This is a genomic window from Stieleria sp., assembly GCF_041595215.1.
Lineage (GTDB): Bacteria > Planctomycetota > Planctomycetia > Pirellulales > Pirellulaceae > Stieleria > Stieleria magnilauensis.
The window spans coordinates 1-17,060 of sequence record NZ_JBFHKV010000047.1 but is presented as its reverse complement, the minus strand read 5'-3'; the positions used below and the strand labels follow the sequence as shown (position 1 = coordinate 17,060).

14 protein-coding genes are annotated in these 17,060 nt (G+C 60.0%); 9 read left to right on the top strand and 5 right to left on the bottom strand.

Features of this window, described 5'->3' with window-relative positions; translation table 11 throughout:
- Positions 1–832, top strand: an 832-nt coding sequence (locus ABX749_RS03390) for a Gfo/Idh/MocA family protein (protein WP_372894759.1), incomplete at its 5' end; no start/stop codon positions are given.
- Between the two features lie 76 nt (positions 833–908).
- On the top strand, positions 909–1,499 hold the full coding sequence (locus ABX749_RS03385; protein ID WP_372894758.1) for a Uma2 family endonuclease: 591 nt from the start codon (positions 909–911) through the stop codon (positions 1,497–1,499).
- On the opposite strand, the gene ABX749_RS03380 is transcribed toward ABX749_RS03385, so the two are convergent.
- A complete protein-coding gene (locus ABX749_RS03380; RefSeq protein WP_372894757.1) occupies positions 1,468–1,725 on the bottom strand; it encodes a putative signal transducing protein in 258 nt (85 codons plus the stop codon). The genes ABX749_RS03385 and ABX749_RS03380 overlap by 32 nt on opposite strands.
- Before the next feature lie 144 nt (positions 1,726–1,869).
- Between ABX749_RS03380 and ABX749_RS03375 the strand changes: the two genes are divergently transcribed.
- Complete coding sequence (locus ABX749_RS03375) at positions 1,870–3,285, top strand: sulfatase-like hydrolase/transferase (RefSeq protein WP_372894756.1); 1,416 nt, start codon at positions 1,870–1,872, stop codon at positions 3,283–3,285.
- Positions 3,282–4,277, top strand: coding sequence for a C-terminal binding protein (locus tag ABX749_RS03370; RefSeq protein ID WP_372894755.1), 996 nt, complete (start codon positions 3,282–3,284; stop codon positions 4,275–4,277). Before ABX749_RS03375 ends, ABX749_RS03370 begins: the two co-directional genes overlap by 4 nt.
- Positions 4,278–4,360: 83 nt before the next feature.
- Here ABX749_RS03370 and ABX749_RS03365 read toward each other — a convergent pair whose 3' ends face one another.
- Positions 4,361–6,751 (bottom strand): hypothetical protein, encoded by a 2,391-nt coding sequence (locus ABX749_RS03365; protein WP_372894754.1) that lies wholly within the window; start codon positions 6,749–6,751, stop codon positions 4,361–4,363.
- Between the two features lie 286 nt (positions 6,752–7,037).
- On the opposite strand from ABX749_RS03365, the gene ABX749_RS03360 reads away from it, so the two are divergent.
- Positions 7,038–7,670, top strand: a complete 633-nt coding sequence (locus tag ABX749_RS03360) for a nucleoside monophosphate kinase (RefSeq protein ID WP_145208675.1) — start codon at positions 7,038–7,040, stop codon at positions 7,668–7,670.
- A 32-nt stretch (positions 7,671–7,702) separates the two neighbouring features.
- Here ABX749_RS03360 and ABX749_RS03355 read toward each other — a convergent pair whose 3' ends face one another.
- Positions 7,703–8,953 carry a PQQ-binding-like beta-propeller repeat protein gene (locus tag ABX749_RS03355; protein WP_372894753.1) on the bottom strand — a complete coding sequence of 417 codons (1,251 nt, stop codon included), beginning with the start codon at positions 8,951–8,953 and terminating at the stop codon, positions 7,703–7,705.
- Positions 8,954–9,120: 167 nt separating this feature from the next.
- Between ABX749_RS03355 and ABX749_RS03350 the strand changes: the two genes are divergently transcribed.
- Entirely contained in the window at positions 9,121–10,104 is a 984-nt protein-coding gene (locus ABX749_RS03350) for a hypothetical protein (RefSeq protein WP_372894752.1), read from the top strand.
- A 196-nt stretch (positions 10,105–10,300) separates the two neighbouring features.
- On the opposite strand, the gene ABX749_RS03345 is transcribed toward ABX749_RS03350, so the two are convergent.
- Together ABX749_RS03345 and ABX749_RS03340 are read right to left on the bottom strand one after the other, a co-directional pair.
- Positions 10,301–11,122 (bottom strand): ParA family protein, encoded by an 822-nt coding sequence (locus tag ABX749_RS03345; RefSeq protein ID WP_145208681.1) that lies wholly within the window; start codon positions 11,120–11,122, stop codon positions 10,301–10,303.
- Between the two features lie 92 nt (positions 11,123–11,214).
- Positions 11,215–11,556 carry a hypothetical protein gene (locus ABX749_RS03340; protein WP_372894751.1) on the bottom strand — a complete coding sequence of 114 codons (342 nt, stop codon included), beginning with the start codon at positions 11,554–11,556 and terminating at the stop codon, positions 11,215–11,217.
- 411 nt (positions 11,557–11,967) lie between these two features.
- Here ABX749_RS03340 and ABX749_RS03335 point away from each other — a divergent pair, with 411 nt between their 5' ends.
- The 3 genes from ABX749_RS03335 to ABX749_RS03325 are packed head-to-tail and all read left to right on the top strand — an operon-like array spanning position 11,968 to position 16,771.
- Positions 11,968–15,867 carry a S1 RNA-binding domain-containing protein gene (locus tag ABX749_RS03335; RefSeq protein ID WP_372894750.1) on the top strand — a complete coding sequence of 1,300 codons (3,900 nt, stop codon included), beginning with the start codon at positions 11,968–11,970 and terminating at the stop codon, positions 15,865–15,867.
- A complete protein-coding gene (locus ABX749_RS03330) occupies positions 15,864–16,355 on the top strand; it encodes a hypothetical protein (protein WP_145208685.1) in 492 nt (163 codons plus the stop codon). Before ABX749_RS03335 ends, ABX749_RS03330 begins: the two co-directional genes overlap by 4 nt.
- 47 nt (positions 16,356–16,402) lie before the next feature.
- Positions 16,403–16,771 (top strand): VOC family protein, encoded by a 369-nt coding sequence (locus ABX749_RS03325; RefSeq protein WP_372894749.1) that lies wholly within the window; start codon positions 16,403–16,405, stop codon positions 16,769–16,771.
- Positions 16,772–17,060 lie beyond the last annotated feature (289 nt).

The window sequence follows — 17,060 nt, the reverse complement described above, 5'->3', positions numbered from 1 at the left end:
CCGACGCGTGACGTGGTTGACCGAGTCGGAACTGCTTTCGACGCCTGGGCTGCAAGCCGTCGCGGTGGAGACGGATATTGCCAATCTGGTGCCGACCGCGGTGCGTTGTTTGAAGGCTGGGAAACACATTCACCTGGACAAACCGGCCGGCGAATCGTTGGAGGCCTGCCGTGCGATGCACCAAATCGCGACGGATCAAAATCTGACCATCCAGATGGGCTACATGTTGCGTTACAACCCTGCGTTCCAATTTGCCGATCGGATCGTCCGTGACGGTTGGCTGGGGGAGATCACCGAGATCAGCGGCATGATGGGAAAGTTCATGAACGACGGCGGCCGATTGGAACTGGCAAAGATACCCGGCGGCGGCATGTTCGAACTGGCCTGTCATCTGATCGATCAGGTCGTTTCGTTGCTCGGACCGCCGGACAAGGTGACGTCTCATTTGCGGCGGACGTTTCCCGAGAAAGACACGTTCGCGGACAACCAGTTGGCGGTGTTTGATTATCCCAAAGCGATCGCGACGATTCGTTGCAACCACATTGATCCGATGGGCGGCGCGCGTCGACAGTTCTCGATCACCGGGACGGAAGGCACGTTTGAAATTCGCCCGCTGGAACCGACACCGAAAGGTCGGCTGGGGCTGGACCGTCCCCGTGGCGAATTCAAAAAGGGATATCAGGACGTGACGTTCGAAAGTCCGTCGGGACGCTACGATGCGGAGTTCATGGACTTGGCAAGCGTTATCCGTGGCGAGAAAAAACTGCGTTGGGACGCCGAGCACGACATCGCCACGCACGAAGCGGTGCTGCGTGCCAGTGGCATGCTTTGACGTGCCAGATGGCAACAAGTTATGATATGAATGCTTCCGCGAACGACCGTATTGTTGACTTTTTCAAGCATGAGAGATGAGCACCAGTTTGCATTTAACCGCGGCCGAATTCGATCGCATGGTGACGTGCGGCGCGTTTGATCACCTCCATCGCAAAGTTGAATTGATTCGCGGGGAACTTCGTGAAATAAATCCGGCCGGACCGCTGCACGACGATTTGATCATGTATCTCACTGGCTGGTCAGCACGCTCCACGTCGGCCGATCAAATCTCCGTGACAGCGCAGACGGGATTAGACCTCGCGAGCCTCCACAGCCGCCCAGAGCCTGATTTGCTTTGGGTCCGCGCGGGACGCTATCAAGAAAAGCATCCATCGGCCGAAGACGTCAAGCTCGCGATTGAAGTGTCGCACAGTAGCTTGAATTATGATCTTCAAGAGAAGGCGGAGTTGTATGCCGAAGCCGGGATTCAGGAATACTGGCTGGTCGACGCCGGTGGTGCCTGCGTCCACGTTTTTCGCACTCCGCAAGGTAAAGCCTTCACGGACCACACGATCGCTCGTCGCGGTGATCGGATCTCTCCGCTGGCGGCTCCCGAAGCCGTGCTCGATCTGGATGATTTGTTTGGGCGAAGGCCTAGTCGTCAAACACCGGTGGATCCATTTTGATTTCATCGATCACTTGGCGGGCGCGCTGGGCATCCTCTTCGAACGTTTTGATCTTGACCATTCCGGGCGCTTCGGCGCGAAAACCGGACGTGAATCCACCGGTCGCGATGGCGCGGATTCCGGCGTCCTGAAGCACCGACACCACGATCGAAGCCGACAATTCATCGGTCCGTTCGGCAACTGTCACAAGGTTGGCGGTATCGAGGTTCTTTTCGTTGTCGGTCATGAGTGGGTTCCGAGTGAACAACCGTCGTATGGCGGGATCCATTAAGATCATCGCGTTGCATTCGGAGCATCGACGCAAGCGACAACACGTCCTGCAACTCCGCAGATCTAACTTACCACGACAGATGACACCATGCAGATCACGATGACTGGAATTCGAGCCTTTGCATCTGTGTTCGTGACGGCCCTGTTGTTCTTGCCAGGTTGTTGGTCAGAAAGTGCATTCGCCGCCGATCCGCGTCCGAACTTTCTGGTCATCGTCAGCGATGATCAGCGCCCCGACACGATCGCCGCGCTGGGCAACCCGGTGATCGAGACGCCGAATTTGGATCGTCTGGTTCGCGAGGGAATGACGTTTACGCGGGCGACCTGTGCGTTTCCGTTGTGTGTGCCCAGCCGCGCCGAAATCCTGACCGGCGCGACCGCGTTTCGAAATGGCGTCCCCTACGGAGGCGGCCGCTTGAAACCGGGGCAGACGTTTTGGGCGGACGCGCTGCGTGACGCCGGCTACCAAACCTGGTACTCGGGCAAGTGGATGAATGACGGCTCGCCGAAAACGCGTGGCTACGACGAAACAAGTGGATTGTTCAGCAGTGGCGGCGCTGGCGCACAGGGAAAAGAACCGCGATACGGGCGATTTGGACGACTGATCACCGGTTACCGCGGCTGGACGTTCAAGACCGATGACGGCAAACCGGAGCTGGAGAAAGGGATTGGATTGGTCGGCGAAACGAGCAAGCACATCGCCGATGGCGCGATCGCGCTGCTCGAGCGTGATTCGGATCAGCCATTTTTTCTGCACGTCAATTTCACCGCGCCGCATGATCCGCTGATCATCCCGCCGGGGTACGACGGCAAATACGATCCCGCCACCGTCCCCCTGCCGGCCAACCTGCTGCCAGAGCATCCGTTCGACCACGGAAATTTGAAAGGCCGTGACGAACAACTGTTGCCATGGCCTCGCACCGAGCACGAGGTTCGCCGAGAGATCGCAGCCTACTATGCCGTCATCGACGATATGGACCATCACATCGGACGGATCTTAAAATCGTTACAGCAGTCGGACAGGTACGACAACACCGTGATCATCTTCACCAGCGACCACGGTTTGGCGTTGGGCAGCCACGGGTTGATGGGCAAGCAAAACATGTACGATCACACGATCGGAGTGCCGTTCATCATCGCCGGTCCGGGGATTCCACAAGGCGAACGCACCGAAGCACAAATCTACTTGCGGGACATGTATCCGACGACGTGTGAGCTGGCCGGAATTTCGATTCCCGATTCGGTGGACGCCAAAAGTTTCGCAGCGGTCTTGAATGGAACCGCAAGCGAAATCCATCCGGCAGTCTTCGGGTATTACCATGACGCACAACGGATGATTCGGACATCGCGTTGGAAACTGATTCACTATCCGTTGATCGACAAGGTGCAACTGTTTGACTTGAGAAATGACCCGGACGAGCGAAACGATTTGTCGGCGCGACCTGAGTACGCGTCGTTGCGGAAGGAGCTTGCCGGGCAACTGCACGATTGGTTTCAGGAGCAAGGTGGCACATGAACAAACGATTCAAGGTGGTGATCACCGATTTGATCACCGAGCCGCTGGACGCCGAGCGCGGCGTGTTGGATGAAGTCGCCGACGTGGTGGCGTTGGACGCGAAGTGTGAAGCGGACTTGATCGGACAGATCGAAGACGCCGATGCGGTGATGGTCTATCACTATTTGACGTTCTCGAAATCCTGCATCGATCGGCTGAAACAGTGCCGCGCGATCGTGCGCCCAGGTGTCGGCTACGATGCGATTGATCTGGCTGCGGCGCGGCAGCGAGGGATTCCGGTTTGCAATGTACCGGACTATGGGACTGAAGAAGTCGCCGATTCGGCCGTCGCCATGGCAGTCTCGCTCGCCCGCGGCACCCATTTGCTCAACAGCCGACTGCGACGTGGCGTCGGTCAGTGGAACGTCGACCAAGCCACCCCGATTGCTCGGCTCCGCGGTCGGCGTTTCGGGATCATCGGCTGCGGACGCATCGGAACTGCCGCGGCGCTTCGTGCCAAAGCGTTCGGGCTGGAGGTGGCGTTTTATGATCCGTATCGCCCCGACGGCCTGGACAAGGCATTGGGGATCCGCCGAATCGAACGGCTCGATGAACTGTTGGCGACGTCGCACATCGTCAGTGTGCATTGCCCGCTGACCGAGGAAACGCGGGGAATGATCGCCGGTCCGCAAATCGCGCGGATGCCGCGTGGTTCGTTTTTGGTCAACACGGCGCGGGGCGGCATCGTGGACACGGCTGCGGTGGTGGAGGCGTTGGCGAGCGGTCGGCTGGCCGGAGCCGGCATCGATGTGTTGGAACACGAACCGCCGCCACACGACAGCCCGGTGCTGGCGGCGTGGCGTGACCCCAACCACGCTGCCCACGATCGATTGTTGCTCAATCCCCACACCGCGTATTACTGCGACGAAGGCTGCGAGGAGTTCCGCACCAAGGGGGCCAAAGAAGTGTTGCGGGCGCTGTTAGGCGAGCCATTGCGGAATGTGGTGAATTAGCCTGAGGGCATGCACTACCGGGAGGCCGATGGCATGCACAGCATGCCCTACGCGCTACGCGCCGATGGCATGCACAGCATGCCCTACTCGGCGGGTGGCTTGGGCCAGTTCAGATGCTTGTGCAGAAAATCGAACGTGCCTTGGCCGTTGATGGTGTGGGGGCCGTCGAACCATTCGATTTCGGTTCGCTCACCGATCTTGAGGCGGGCGGCGTAGAGGTTGCGCACCTTGGCGTATTCATACGCAACCCACTGGTCGGTTGCGACACCGTCAAAGTGTCCGCGTTCGACCATGAACGGACGCGGGCAAATCAGAGCCGCCATTTCCGAGTAGTTGAAGGTCTCACCGAGGTTCCATTCAAAGATCTCGTACTCGCCGGTTCCGACGTAGCTGAACGGGTGCCGCGTCGATGCGTTCTTGAGCACCCATTCATTGAAGTCGGCCGAGCAGATCGAGAGACAGTAGTCGGTCACGAGGGCGGGGATTCGCATCGCCGATTTTCCGCCGTAGCTGAGACCATAAAACGCGATCCGCCGCGGGTCGACTTGGGGCAGCGACTGGAGCCAATCGACGATCTGTTGATGCTGGGGAACGATCACCGAGAACAGCGTCTTGCCTAACGGATTCGCTTTGCGTTGCAGCGTTCGAAAACGATCTTTGAACAGATACGGGTTCTGCGGTGCGAAGGTGATGAATCCGCGCCGCGCAAGCTGGGCGGCAAAGTCATGGTAGGCTCGGTGATCGCCCAGAAAGGTATCGGTGGGGCGGCCTTCCAAGCCATGTTGGCAGACCACAACCGGACGTTTTTCACCGTGCCCGATGTCATCGGGCACGATCAGCACCCCGTAGGCGATCACGTCTTCAAAGACGTCCAGGACCACTTCGTAGCCCGTCCATCCCGGTTGCTGCCACGTTTGTCGCACGCGGGCGTTTGGCGGCAACAACGGATCGTCGAAGCGCCCGATGACTTCGTCGCGAAAGATCTGCCGATAGCGCTGTGAAGACTGAACATAGTCCTCGATTGAATTCGTGTTGAGACCTTTCATGAACGTGCTGCGGACGAATGGGGATTCACGCAACAGCAATTGATTGTGTCGATCGAGCTGTTCCACCAGTCGCGTTTGCATGGCCGCTTCATCGACCTGTCGAACCACATCGACGTCTCGCTGTGGTTGATCGGCACTGGGTCGATCGGCATTGGGACGATTGATCAACCGTTCGACGAAGCGGTCCGTGGTGGCTTGATCGCAAGGTGCGTCGCGGAACGTTGTTTCGTCGATTTGCCATTGCTGGTTTTTGATCAAGGGACGGACGAGCTGTCTGGCCCGTTCGACTTCTTTTCGGCCTTCGGTGGCGTCAATCGGGCGAATCGTTCCTGGGGCGCCGCCACCGCTGCCGTCGAAGGAACGTGCGGGTGTCCGTGAGTGATTGATCAAGGCCTTGCGAGGCGCCACCAGGGACAGGGTTTCCGCGTTGCCGAATTCAGCCAACCAACCGAAGACGTTGCGATCGATCGGTTCGGCCCAAATCGCCTCGCTTGCACCGAAGCTGCCGCCGACGCAGATCGCATCGACCCGTTCGTCAAGCGCCGCGGTGGCCAGGGCGATGCGACCGCCTTCGCCGGCACCGATCACTCCGATCGGGCGTGACGCATCAAAACTGTCGATCGCCGCACGCACCATTTGGACTTCGTAACCGATCGGATGTCGTCCTAACTCGAACGCCGCTCGATAGATGTATTCACGATTGGTCAGCTTCGCGCGGCCGCCGCGGGACTTGATTTCGCGGCTGATCAACATCGGAACCAACACGCGACAATCTCGCTCGGCCAGTCGTCGGGCGAATTGCAGCTCGGGGGCGACCCCCTCGGCCATTCCACTGATTTGCGCGGGCGTTTGATCACAATCGGGAATCGCGACGACATTTGCCGTCACCGCGGTCGGTTCGATCGGTTCCAGCAACAGGCCTTCGCCGTAAACCGAAACGATTGACCGACCGGGGTCGGGGTCTTCGAGCACCGGCCACCGAACCGAATAGACCCGATAGCCTGAGAGCGAGCCGTCGACTGAGGAGCCGGCGACGAAGTTGCGATCAATGACGACCGGCGCAACGCGGTCTTCGTGGGCGCCGAGCATGCGGGCCAAGCGGTCTCGATTGGGCTGGACCGAGCGGGCGTAGGCCTGCGGGGAAGTGAAATCGCGTTGCCAATGTCGTTCGCGGGCGGCGGCGGATTGATCCAATTTGCCAAGCAAGAACCGGTCAATGCCGTCGACCATTTCCGAGGCAATGTCGCCTTCGATTTCAAGCGGCAGCGCACCGGGGAATTGGCGTTGCAGCGATGAGGGAGTCGAATCCTGGGCGAGACAAAGCGAAAGGCCGACCATCGCGAACCAGATGCCCGCTGGCACGGAGACGCGAGACCACTGCAGACGCCACTGCTGAAGCCACTGTCGAACGATGAGTGTCAGGGGCATGCGGAAGAAAGCCATGGGAGACGCTTGGGCAGGAGTAATTCGCGATCGACGCGGTGGAAGACGCGGGCGGGAAACGCATCAGGAACTGGCACGTGTGCTAAATGATCGGGCACCGGAAGACCGGCCGCGACCCCTTGGACGCGCTGATTAGGCCATTGTGGCTCATTTTACGGGCAACGGCATTTTAATTGCTATGATCTTGGCAGCGCGAACGTCACTCCTTGCAACCAGATCTGTTTTCGAGCCGTTTCGCGACACACGACGTTTGTTCCGGAGATTGAGTGGGATGCACAAGTACGTGATCATGGGTGTTCAAGGATGTGGCAAGGGAACGCAGGCGGCCAGGCTGGTCGACGCATTCGACTTGGTGCATATCAGTGTCGGCGACATCTTTCGCTGGCACATCAAGAATCACACCAAGCTGGGCGCGCAAGTCAAACGCATCGTCTCATCGGGCAACCTTGTCGGTGACGATGTGGTGGAGACGATTGTGCATCGCCGATTGGACGAGCACGATTGGAACTACGGTTTTATCCTGGATGGATTTCCCCGCAGCGAGTCGCAAGCTCTGTTCTTTTTGGAGACGTACGACATCGACGCGGTGATCCACATCGAAGTCCCCGACGAAGTGGTCCGGCAACGCGTCTTGTCGCGACGGTTGTGCAGCGGATGTGGGCTGGACTACAACCTGATTTCGCACCGGCCGGCGGTCGAGGATGTTTGCGACGTGTGCGGCAGCGGGCTGCGTGCGCGTCCCGATGACACCGAAGAGGCGTTGGCGGGGCGGTTAAGGGATTACCACACGAAAACCAAACCGGTGTTGAGTTTGTTTGAGCGGAAGGAGTTGGTGCTGGACATCGACGGGACGGCAAAACCCGATGCGATCCACCAAGAGATTCGGACGAGGCTGGGTTGTTGAGCTGCCCGCGTCTCTTCATTCTCGCTGTCCGGTCAGGGGCTGCCGATGCAAACGAGATGCTCACGGGTGCGAACGTAAAGCTTGCCGTTGGAGATCGCCGGGGAGGCGAACACCGATTCGCCGAGGGAGTTCTTGTGAACGATCTCTGGCTGGCGCGAGGCCTTCATCACGATGGTTTCCCCGTCGTCGGTGGTGAAGTAGACCAATCCGTTTGCGGTCACCAAGGACGCGCTGAAGTGACGGCCCAAGCGTTCTCGCCAAACCCGCTCTCCGGTTTGACTGTCAAAGCAATGGGCGATGCCGCGGTCGTCGGCGATGAACAGCAAGCCGTTGGTGACGACCGGTGATGGTACGTAGCTTTGCGCTTCGGTGACGTGCCAGTTGACGTGAGACTCCGTCACATCGCCGTTGCCGCCGGGACGAATCGACATCACATGGTAGGTCGGAAAACCGGCGGTCAAATAGAAGTTTTCGTTGTCATAGACCATCGAGGCGACAAACTGTTCGGTCGGACCTTCGATCCACCAAAGTCGCTTTCCGGTCCGGGGATCGAATCCCGCGACGCGTTTGCTGCCCGTCATGACCGCTTGCACCGCGCCGTCGATCTCGCACAGCAGCGGGGTCGCGTAGCTGCGTGTTTGGTGCACGCGTGGGGTTTTCCAGACCAAAGCGCCGGTCGATTGGTTGAGTGCCGCCAAGTAGGATTCACCGTCGTGGTCGCCATTTACAAGAATCAGGTCTTCGAACAAGACCGGACTGGTGCAGTAGCCGTGGATGCTGGAGAACGAGCCGACAGTGACCAGCCAGTCCTGATTGCCCTGGTGGTCGTATTTGGCCACGATCATCTCGCCGGGCTGGCCGCGTTCTCCGCTGGTGTCATCGGTTTGGAAGAACGTGACATAAACATGTTGATCGTCGGCTGCGGGGGTGCCCGAGGCGTGGCTGTTCAACTTGTGCATTCCCTCCAGCGGAGCGGCAATCACCTCGCGAGTCCATTTGATTTGCCCACTGGCGCGATCCAGGCAATGCAACAACCGGGCATGGGTGGTTTCGTCGCACGAGGTCAGGAAAATGGAATCTCCCGACAGGACGGGGGATGAATAGCCCGATCCGGTGATCGGGGTTTTCCACAGAATGTTTTTGCCGGTGGCGGCATCCCATTGCACCGGGACACTCGTTTCGCGACTGGTTCCATCGCCGCGCGGTCCACGCCACTGCGGCCAATCCTCGGCACGGCAAAGGGAGCCAGCGACGATCATCGCGAGCAGGAATCCGATTCTCATCTTTGAACCTGTTACAAGTCTGCGGGGGGCGAGTGGGAGCCTCGTGGATCTGCAAAGTATATTCGAATCGGAGCGTGTCCCGCAGCGGAGACGATTTTCGTAGGATGTTGGCTGATCGATGAACTCCGATCGCTCTCTTCTTTTCTTCACCTCAGATTCGAATCAACATGAGAAGACTTCCCCTTTGTGTACTGCTGGTTTTGCTGGCCATCGAGTCCCCTCGGCAGTTCCACGGTGCGGAGCCGTCGACGCAGGAGGCGGCCAAAACGCTGAACGTGCTGTTCATCGGCAACAGTTACACGGCCAGGCACAATTTGGCCGATGTGGTCAAAGCGATGGTCGAGGAAGGCCAGCCGAGCGTGAAGTTGGAAGCCAAAACCGTCATCTATGGCGGCCGTCGGCTCGCCGACCACTGGCGATTGGGCAGCCAGAATTTCATCCGATCCAGCACCCTCACCGCGGATCAGATCAACGCGACGATCAAGGACTTGGAAGTCCAACTGCGCCAGGATCCGCGTGACAAGTACGCCAAGTATGCGGTTGAACGTCAACGAAAACTGTTGAACGACTACGACACGACGCGAACGCGATGGGACGTGGTGGTGTTGCAGTCGTATCGCGACGACGTGGAGGGCGGACCGTCGTCGTTGTATGCACAATACGCACCAAAGTTTGCGGAGCTGGTTCATGCTCAGGGCGGAAAGGTCGTCTTGTATGAAACGACGCCGACCACGCAAAACGACAAACCGTTGACCGGGATGCCGGATGCGGAGCCGGTGATCGAAAAGGCTGAGGCGATCGCCGCGTTGGCGGACAAGATTGATGCCGAGGTGGCACCGATGTCACTGGTCGCGCTGGAATGTCAGCGTCAACGTCCTGATTTGACCCTGCGTTTTGTCAACGACGCCCACTTGAACCAAACGATGGCGTACCTGACCGCTTGCACGTTGTACGCTGCCATCTTGGACGCCGACCCACGCGGGCTGAAACTCGACTCGATCACCGACATCCGCTATTGGCAAAACAAAGACCGAACGAAGGACCGTGACAATCTGCCGATCAAAAAAGTCTTTTCGGACCAGGATCGGGCCGATCTGCAGCGGATCGCTTGGGAAGGGTACCAGGCAATGAAACAGATGCGGGAGCAGTAGCAGCGGGCGCTGGGAAGGGCGACGTTCCGTGACGGCTTCACTTTAAGATTCAGTCTGGACGAAGCGGTCCAGCAGTTTTGCCGGGCTATTCATCGGAGGTCAGACCCACGGATGGCAGCGAGAACCCACGGATGACAGGATGCCAAAAAATCCGTGGGTTCGCGCTGCTATCCGTGGGCTCAATGTTGACGGAGCCTCAGGCGGCCATGCGCTCGGGCATCTCAGCGTTTTGTTCTTGCGCGATGACTTCTTCGGCCAGGGCTTGGTAGTCGATCGATCCGTTGCTTTGGGGTGCGTACTGGAAGATCGACTGTCCGAAGCTGGGGGCTTCTGCCAGACGCACATTGCGACGGATGCGCGTGTCAAAGAACCGGGCGCCGCGGAAGAACTCGCGACCGCCTTTGGTGGCTTGAAAGAATTCGTCGATGTCCGTGCTGACTTCGGCCGCCAATCGGGTGTTGGAATCGTACATGCAGAGCATGACGCCGGAGAGGCGAAGTTGGTCGTTGAGACGGCGTGAGACGACTTCGATCGTGCGGAGCAGTTTGCTGAGGCCGTGCAGGGCGAGGAAGTGGGGTTGCAGCGGCAGAAAGACTTCATTGACCGCGACCAGGGCGTTGACGGTCAGCACACCCAAGCTGGGCGGGCAGTCCAGGATCAGGTAGTCATATTCGTCGGGGTCGTCGTCGAGTCGGTCGCGCAGGATCATTTCTCGACCGACTTCGCCGGCCAATTCCAGTTCCGCCGCGGCCAGGTCCAGATTCGAAGGGACGACGCACAGATTGTCGTTGACGCGCCGTTTGGCTTCGGTGATCGAGGCGTCCCCGCAGAGGATTTCGTACATGCTGGGCTGGTCGTCGACTGCGGTGATGCCGAGGTGCAGCGAGGCGTGGGCCTGGGGGTCCAGATCCATCACGCAGACACGGCGACCGGATTGGGCCAGGGCTGCCGAAAGGTTCACCGAACTGGTGGTTTTTCCAACCCCGCCTTTCTGGTTGATCACAGCGATGGAACGCATGGTTTCATTTCCTTGGAAAATAATCACGTCGATTCGAACGACGTTTTGGGGGAGGTGTTAGCGCCAGAGCCGGGCAGGCTGACCGGGATCGGTCAGGCCGCGACTCCGCGGTTCAGGTTCTGTTCGGCTGGGCCCTTGGGTTCCTGTTGAAGCTTCTCAAAGGCCAGCAGCACTTCGTGTAAATCGGAATCAATCACGACTACGTCGTCGGCAAAATCGTCCAGCCAGGCGCTGTTGCAGCGTTGGGCGCTGAGCAGCAACCGGGCGAGCGTTTTGATCGGGACGGAACTGGTTTTTTGGGGGCCGGTGCCCGCAATTTGATCCAGTTCACGTAGCCATCGGGGATCCGATCGGGGTGGTCGGTGGTACTCTGATGGATCGTCCTCGGACCAGACTTTCCATCCCGCCTGCAATCGCTGATCAAAGTTGCTCATCAATTTCTATGGTCGATCGAAATCCAAAGGTTAGTGGCGTCGGCAAACCGACGGGTATGCGTAACCGGTATCGACTTTGACGGTTGGGAAAGTAAAGGCGAATTGAATGATTTTGCCGGTTATCCCAGTTTCACGGCCGGGGGAGGCGCGTCTGATTCGTGGGTCCCTCAGTTGACAGGTCGGCCATGCGGCGCTATTCTCGCGCGGCGAACACTGGGGGGGAACTCGTTGTGAATTGAGATTCCACCCGGATCGCCCCACGTGGGGATTTTTCCGCTGCGGATGTCAAATGCCGATTTCGGCGTCCGGCAACGCGGCACACCAACGATTCCTGGATCGCCGCCCGTGTTGGTGCTTTGTTGGCACCGGCGTTGTGCGTGGCGTCCGGACCAACACCGAGACCGACTGATCATGGCTGTCGATCTAGAAGCCATCGCCCGACGCGGGCGATGCGACGCATCGAGTCTGAAACTTGCCTTGCCGCTGATTGAGCAAGGCTATGAAGCGCCTTTCTTAGCACGTTACCGTCGCGACGAACTCGGCGGGCTGGACGAAGCGACGCTGTGGAATCTGAAAGCGGCCGTCGATGCAGAGAAGTCTCTGGCCGATTATCGCGACGAATTGCACGAACTGTGGCAGTCCACCCCGCTGGCCGATCCGGCCATCGGTGACGCGATTCGCAAAAGCGGCTCCAATCGAACGCTGCAACGACTCGGTAAACGACTCCGCCAAGAAACCTCCGCCGGAATCGACTCCGATGCCAATCGCTTGGCCGTGCGGATGCTCAATCCCCAAAAAGGCGATCCGTCCGATCCCGCCGCGGTCGCCGAAAACTTGGAATCGATCTCCGATGCCGCCGCGGCCGTCGAAGGGCTGCCCAAGGCGATTCCCGGGCGACTGGCCGGTGACCCACGCGTGATCAGCGCCGCGGTGCGTTGGCTGAGCCGGAACGCGAAACTGCATATCTCCGACGTCCACGATCCCCACATCGCGGCGGCGGAAAACGAACAGGCCCAAGCCGCCAAAGCCAAGGCCGAGGAGAAGGCCGAAGCCAAGGCCGTGAAAGCGAGCGAGGCTGCCGAGGCAAACACTGCCGAGGCTGCCGCCCCGGCGACCGACGCCTCCGAGCCGGCGACCGCGCAGTCTGCTGCCGAGCAGGCACCCGCCGAGCAGGCACCCGCCGAACAGGCACCTGCCGTCGAGGCAGAGACCGCGCAAGCTGAAGCCGCGGCTCCCGCCGAATCCACCGCCGCGGATGCAGGTTCGGCCGAAGCATCGACGGAAGCGGAAACGCCGGCCGCTGAGCCCGAAGCGACGGCCGCGGCCGAAGCAGTGACCGAGACCGCGGAGCCGTCCGAGTCGGCTGACGCAGACGCACAAGCCAGCCAGGGCGAACCCGCCAACGCCGAAGGCGAACCACCGGCAGCCGCCGAAGGCAGTGCAGCCGCCGAATCGGATCTGCCGGGGTTCAAGCCGGATCCGGACGAGAAGCCGACGGGCAAGAAATCGAAGGCGAAGGCATCGACGCCGAAAAAACAGAAAAAAATCTCGCCCCGCCAGCGTCGCCGTCGGTGGCTGGTCAGCGTCCTGAAGCCCTTGGAAGGGAAGCGGATGCCGGCGACCAAGTTGAGCGCATTTCAAGTCGTCATGCTCGGCCGGGCGTTGCGAAGCCAGGTCGCGGTGTGTGCGTTTGAGTATGACGCGGCGAAATTGGTCGCTGAAATCAAGCGAGCGGTGGTTGGATTGAACCCGGGGCTGGAATCCACCTTGGGTGACGTGGTGATGCAACACGAAGCCGACATCCGCGAGGCCGCCGAGGCGGCTTGGTGGGATGAGCTTCATGAGCGCGCGTCGGCCCGCTTGGTCAGCGTCGTGGCGGACCACTTGCGACGCCAGGTCAACCGCGGGCCCGTCGAAGCGAAGGTCGTGATGTCGATCGATGCCGTCGGGCCGAAGACCGCCGCGACGGCCATCGTGTCGTCCGACGGCCGCGTGCTGCACGGCGAAGATCTGCCCTGTCAGTTGTCCGGAAGTGTGCGTGGGCAAACCGTCGCCAAGATGGGCGAGTTGATCCATCACTATCACGTCGATCTGGTCGTCGTCAGCAACGGGCCGGCCCGACGCGCCTGCTTGATCGCGCTGGGAGACTTGATCGCACAAAGCCCCGATCATTCGGTTCGCTGGACCGTCGCCGATCGCTCCGGTGCGGATACCTATTCCAGCAGCGACGTGGCCAATTCCGAGATGCGATCGACTCCGCGGCGGTTCCGTGCCGCAGCCTGGATCGCGTTTTCCGTGTTGCATCCGCCCCAAGCCTACGCAAAAGTTGATCCCTTGCGACTGCGATTGGCGTCGTTCCAAAGCGAACTGTCCGAAGACGCGTTGTCGATTTCGCTGGGGCACATCATGTCCAGTGGCGCGTCACGCGGCGGCGTGGACAGCAACGCCGCGCCGTTGGGTTGGTTGCAGCAACTGCCCGGCATGAACCCCGACGTGGCACGCTCGTTGATCACCCGACGCGAACAAAACCTGCTGCGTTCGCGTCAGGAACTGTTGGAATTGGAGGGTTGGGAATCGGTCGTCCAGACCCGCCAGGCGATTCCGTTCCTGCGGGTCTTCGAAAGCGACGAAGTGCTCGACGGGACCTTGATCCATCCGGACGACTACGGGTTGGCCAAGAAACTGGCGACGGCGCTCGAAATCGAATTGCCTCCGCCGGCTCCCCCGGGATACGAAGCCCCCAGCTACGAAAAACTGGCCGACCTCGCTGAACCCAAATTGGTCGACGCGACCCAACCCAAGCAACCGGCTCCGGTCGAAGATTTCGATCATGCCGGCGAAAAGGCGGGCGAATTCAAGATCGGTGAGGACGCCGACGCGGCCGAGTCGGCGGATCCGGCGGCCGCGACAGAGTCAGCCGAGTCATCTACCGCTGAGACGGCTACGGAAACACCCGCTGAGACCGCTGCGGAGAACGTCAGTGAAATCGCGTCGGTCGAGCCGGCTGCCGAAGCCGAGCCAGACGCCGCGGCTTCGGATTCGACGGCGACGGACGAGTCGGACGCTGCTTCGAATTCTGAAAATCAGGACGCCGAATCCAAGACGGCCGACAGCGAGGGTGCAGGCACGGCTGAGTCGACCAGTCCCGGGCCGGAGAATTCCAGTCCCGAACCGATCAAACGCCCCCGTCCCGAACGCGCCAAGATCGACAAGTGCATCAAGGAATGGCAAGTCGGTCGGCACCGCGTGAACCAATTGGTCGGATGGTTGTGTGATCCGTTTGGTGAAACGGCGATCAGCAATGACCCGCCCGGCGTGCTCGACACGATGCCCACACTGAAGACGCTCAAACCGGGCGACCAGGTCGTCGGCGTCGTCGTCGGGGTGATGAGCTTTGGCGTGTTTGTCGAATTGGCCCCCGATTGCAGCGGACTGATTCACGTCAGCCGTTTGAGCGACGGATACGTGGAAGATCTCAACGAAGCGATCCAGGTCGGTGATGTAGTCACCGCTTGGGTCACCGGGATCGACGAAAAACGACGCCGCGTCGGCTTGAGTGCGCTTTCGCCCCAGCAGGAAGAGCGGCTGGAGAAAGAGCGGCACAATCGCGATGCCGGCGGAGGTCGTGGCGGTTACCGACGCGACGCCCGTTCGGGCGGCGGCCAGGGACGACAAGGAGCCGGGCGTTCTGGCGGCGGACAAGGTCAACGCAGCGGCCAACCACAACCGGCCGCTCAGGGTGCCGGGGCGGCACGCGGTGATCAACCGGCCGGCGGCCAAGGTCGCGGAGGCCAAGGTCGCGGCGGACAGGGACAGGGACGCGGGGGCCAGGGTCGTGGCGGACAGGGACGCGGCGGCCAAGGGCGTGGCGGACGAGGCGGCCAGGGTGGTCGCGGTGGTCGTGATTCGCGAAAACCACGCCAGCCCGAATCTTATCGCGTGGTCGCCAAGCCCGAAGCAAAACCGCTCACCGATGCGATGCAAAAGGGAGACGAACCGCTGCGATCGTTCGGCGATCTGTTGCAGTTCTATTCCAAACAGGAAGACGCGCCCGCGGCAAAGGAGTCCAAACCCAAGTCGGACGCTGCCAAGTCGGAGACTGCGAAGACTGAGTCCGCGGCGACCGAAGCGGCCAAACCGGTCGAGCAAGTGACGGCGGCGACGCCACCGGCGCCTGTTCAAGCGGCACCCGCTCAACCGGCACCTGTTCAAGCGGCTGTCGGCGGTGAAGCCGGGCAACGCGACGCATCGGGTCAAGCTGCCAGCCCCAGCGACGCGGGGTCCGATAAGCCAACGGAGGCGTCGGAATGAAGGATGATTTTCAATCCCGTCTGGAATCAGCGATCCAGCGGGGGCAGCGGCGACGCGATCATTCGGCCAGCGAAGCGAAACGCAAGGAGTTGACCGAGGAGGAGCTGAAGCGGCTGCACACGTCCTATCGGCTCTCGTTGTCCGAGCGAATCGAAGTCAAGATGCGCAGCATCATCGATGCCTTTCCGGGGTTTCGCCAGGAAGCCCTGTTCGGCGAAGTCGGTTGGGGAACGGCGTGTTATCGCGATGATTTGAGAATCAAAAGCGGACGTCGATCCAACGCCTACAGTCGATTCGAAATGGTCATCCGCCCCTACAGCGATCTACGTGTGTTGGATCTGAAGGGCAAGGCGACCGTCGAAAACCGCGAGATCTTCAATCGGTCTTTGTTCCGCAACATCGAGGAAGTCGATGTGGAAGAATTCGAAGACGTGATCGACGCGTGGACGATCGAGTACGCCGAGCAATACGCGGCCAGGTCGGCGTAGGACGAGACGAAGTTTCAAGTTTCAGGTTTCAAGTTTCAAGTTTCAAGTTGAACGTTCATCAACTCAATCACGTGGCGCTGCATGTTGCCGATGTTCCGGTGAGCGTGGCGTTCTACCGGGACGTTCTGTGTTTGCCGGCGATGGATCGTCCGGCGTTCGATTTTCCCGGTGCCTGGTTTCGCTTGGGCGTCGATCAAGAACTGCATTTGATCGGCGACCGCGACCTGCCGGTGCATTCAAGCCATCGTGGCACCCACTTGGCGCTCGTCGTCGATGATCTGGATGCTTGGGAAAAGCACCTGGACGCCCATCAGGCGACCCGACTCCCCCGCCGAATCCGCCCCGACGGTGCCCAACAGACCTTCGTCCAAGACCCCGACGGACACTGGATCGAACTCTGCGTCCCGGGGAGATAGGTTTTAAGTTTTAAGTTCCAAGTTCCAAGTTGCAGGTCGTCAGATTGCATTTTGGTCCGAACTTTTCGTGTCACCCATTTTCTTGCCTACTTCCCGTCTCCCCCATTTTTCTGCCAACTGACTTGGAACTTGGAACTTGGAACTTGGAACTTGGAACCTGGAACCTGGAACCTGGAACCTAGCCCCCTAACGTCCTTCCAACCGTTCGGCGATTTTGAGGTGGCCGTTTTGTCGGGCGAAGTAGGCGGCGGATTCGCCATCGATGTCGACCAGGTCTTTCTTCGCGCCT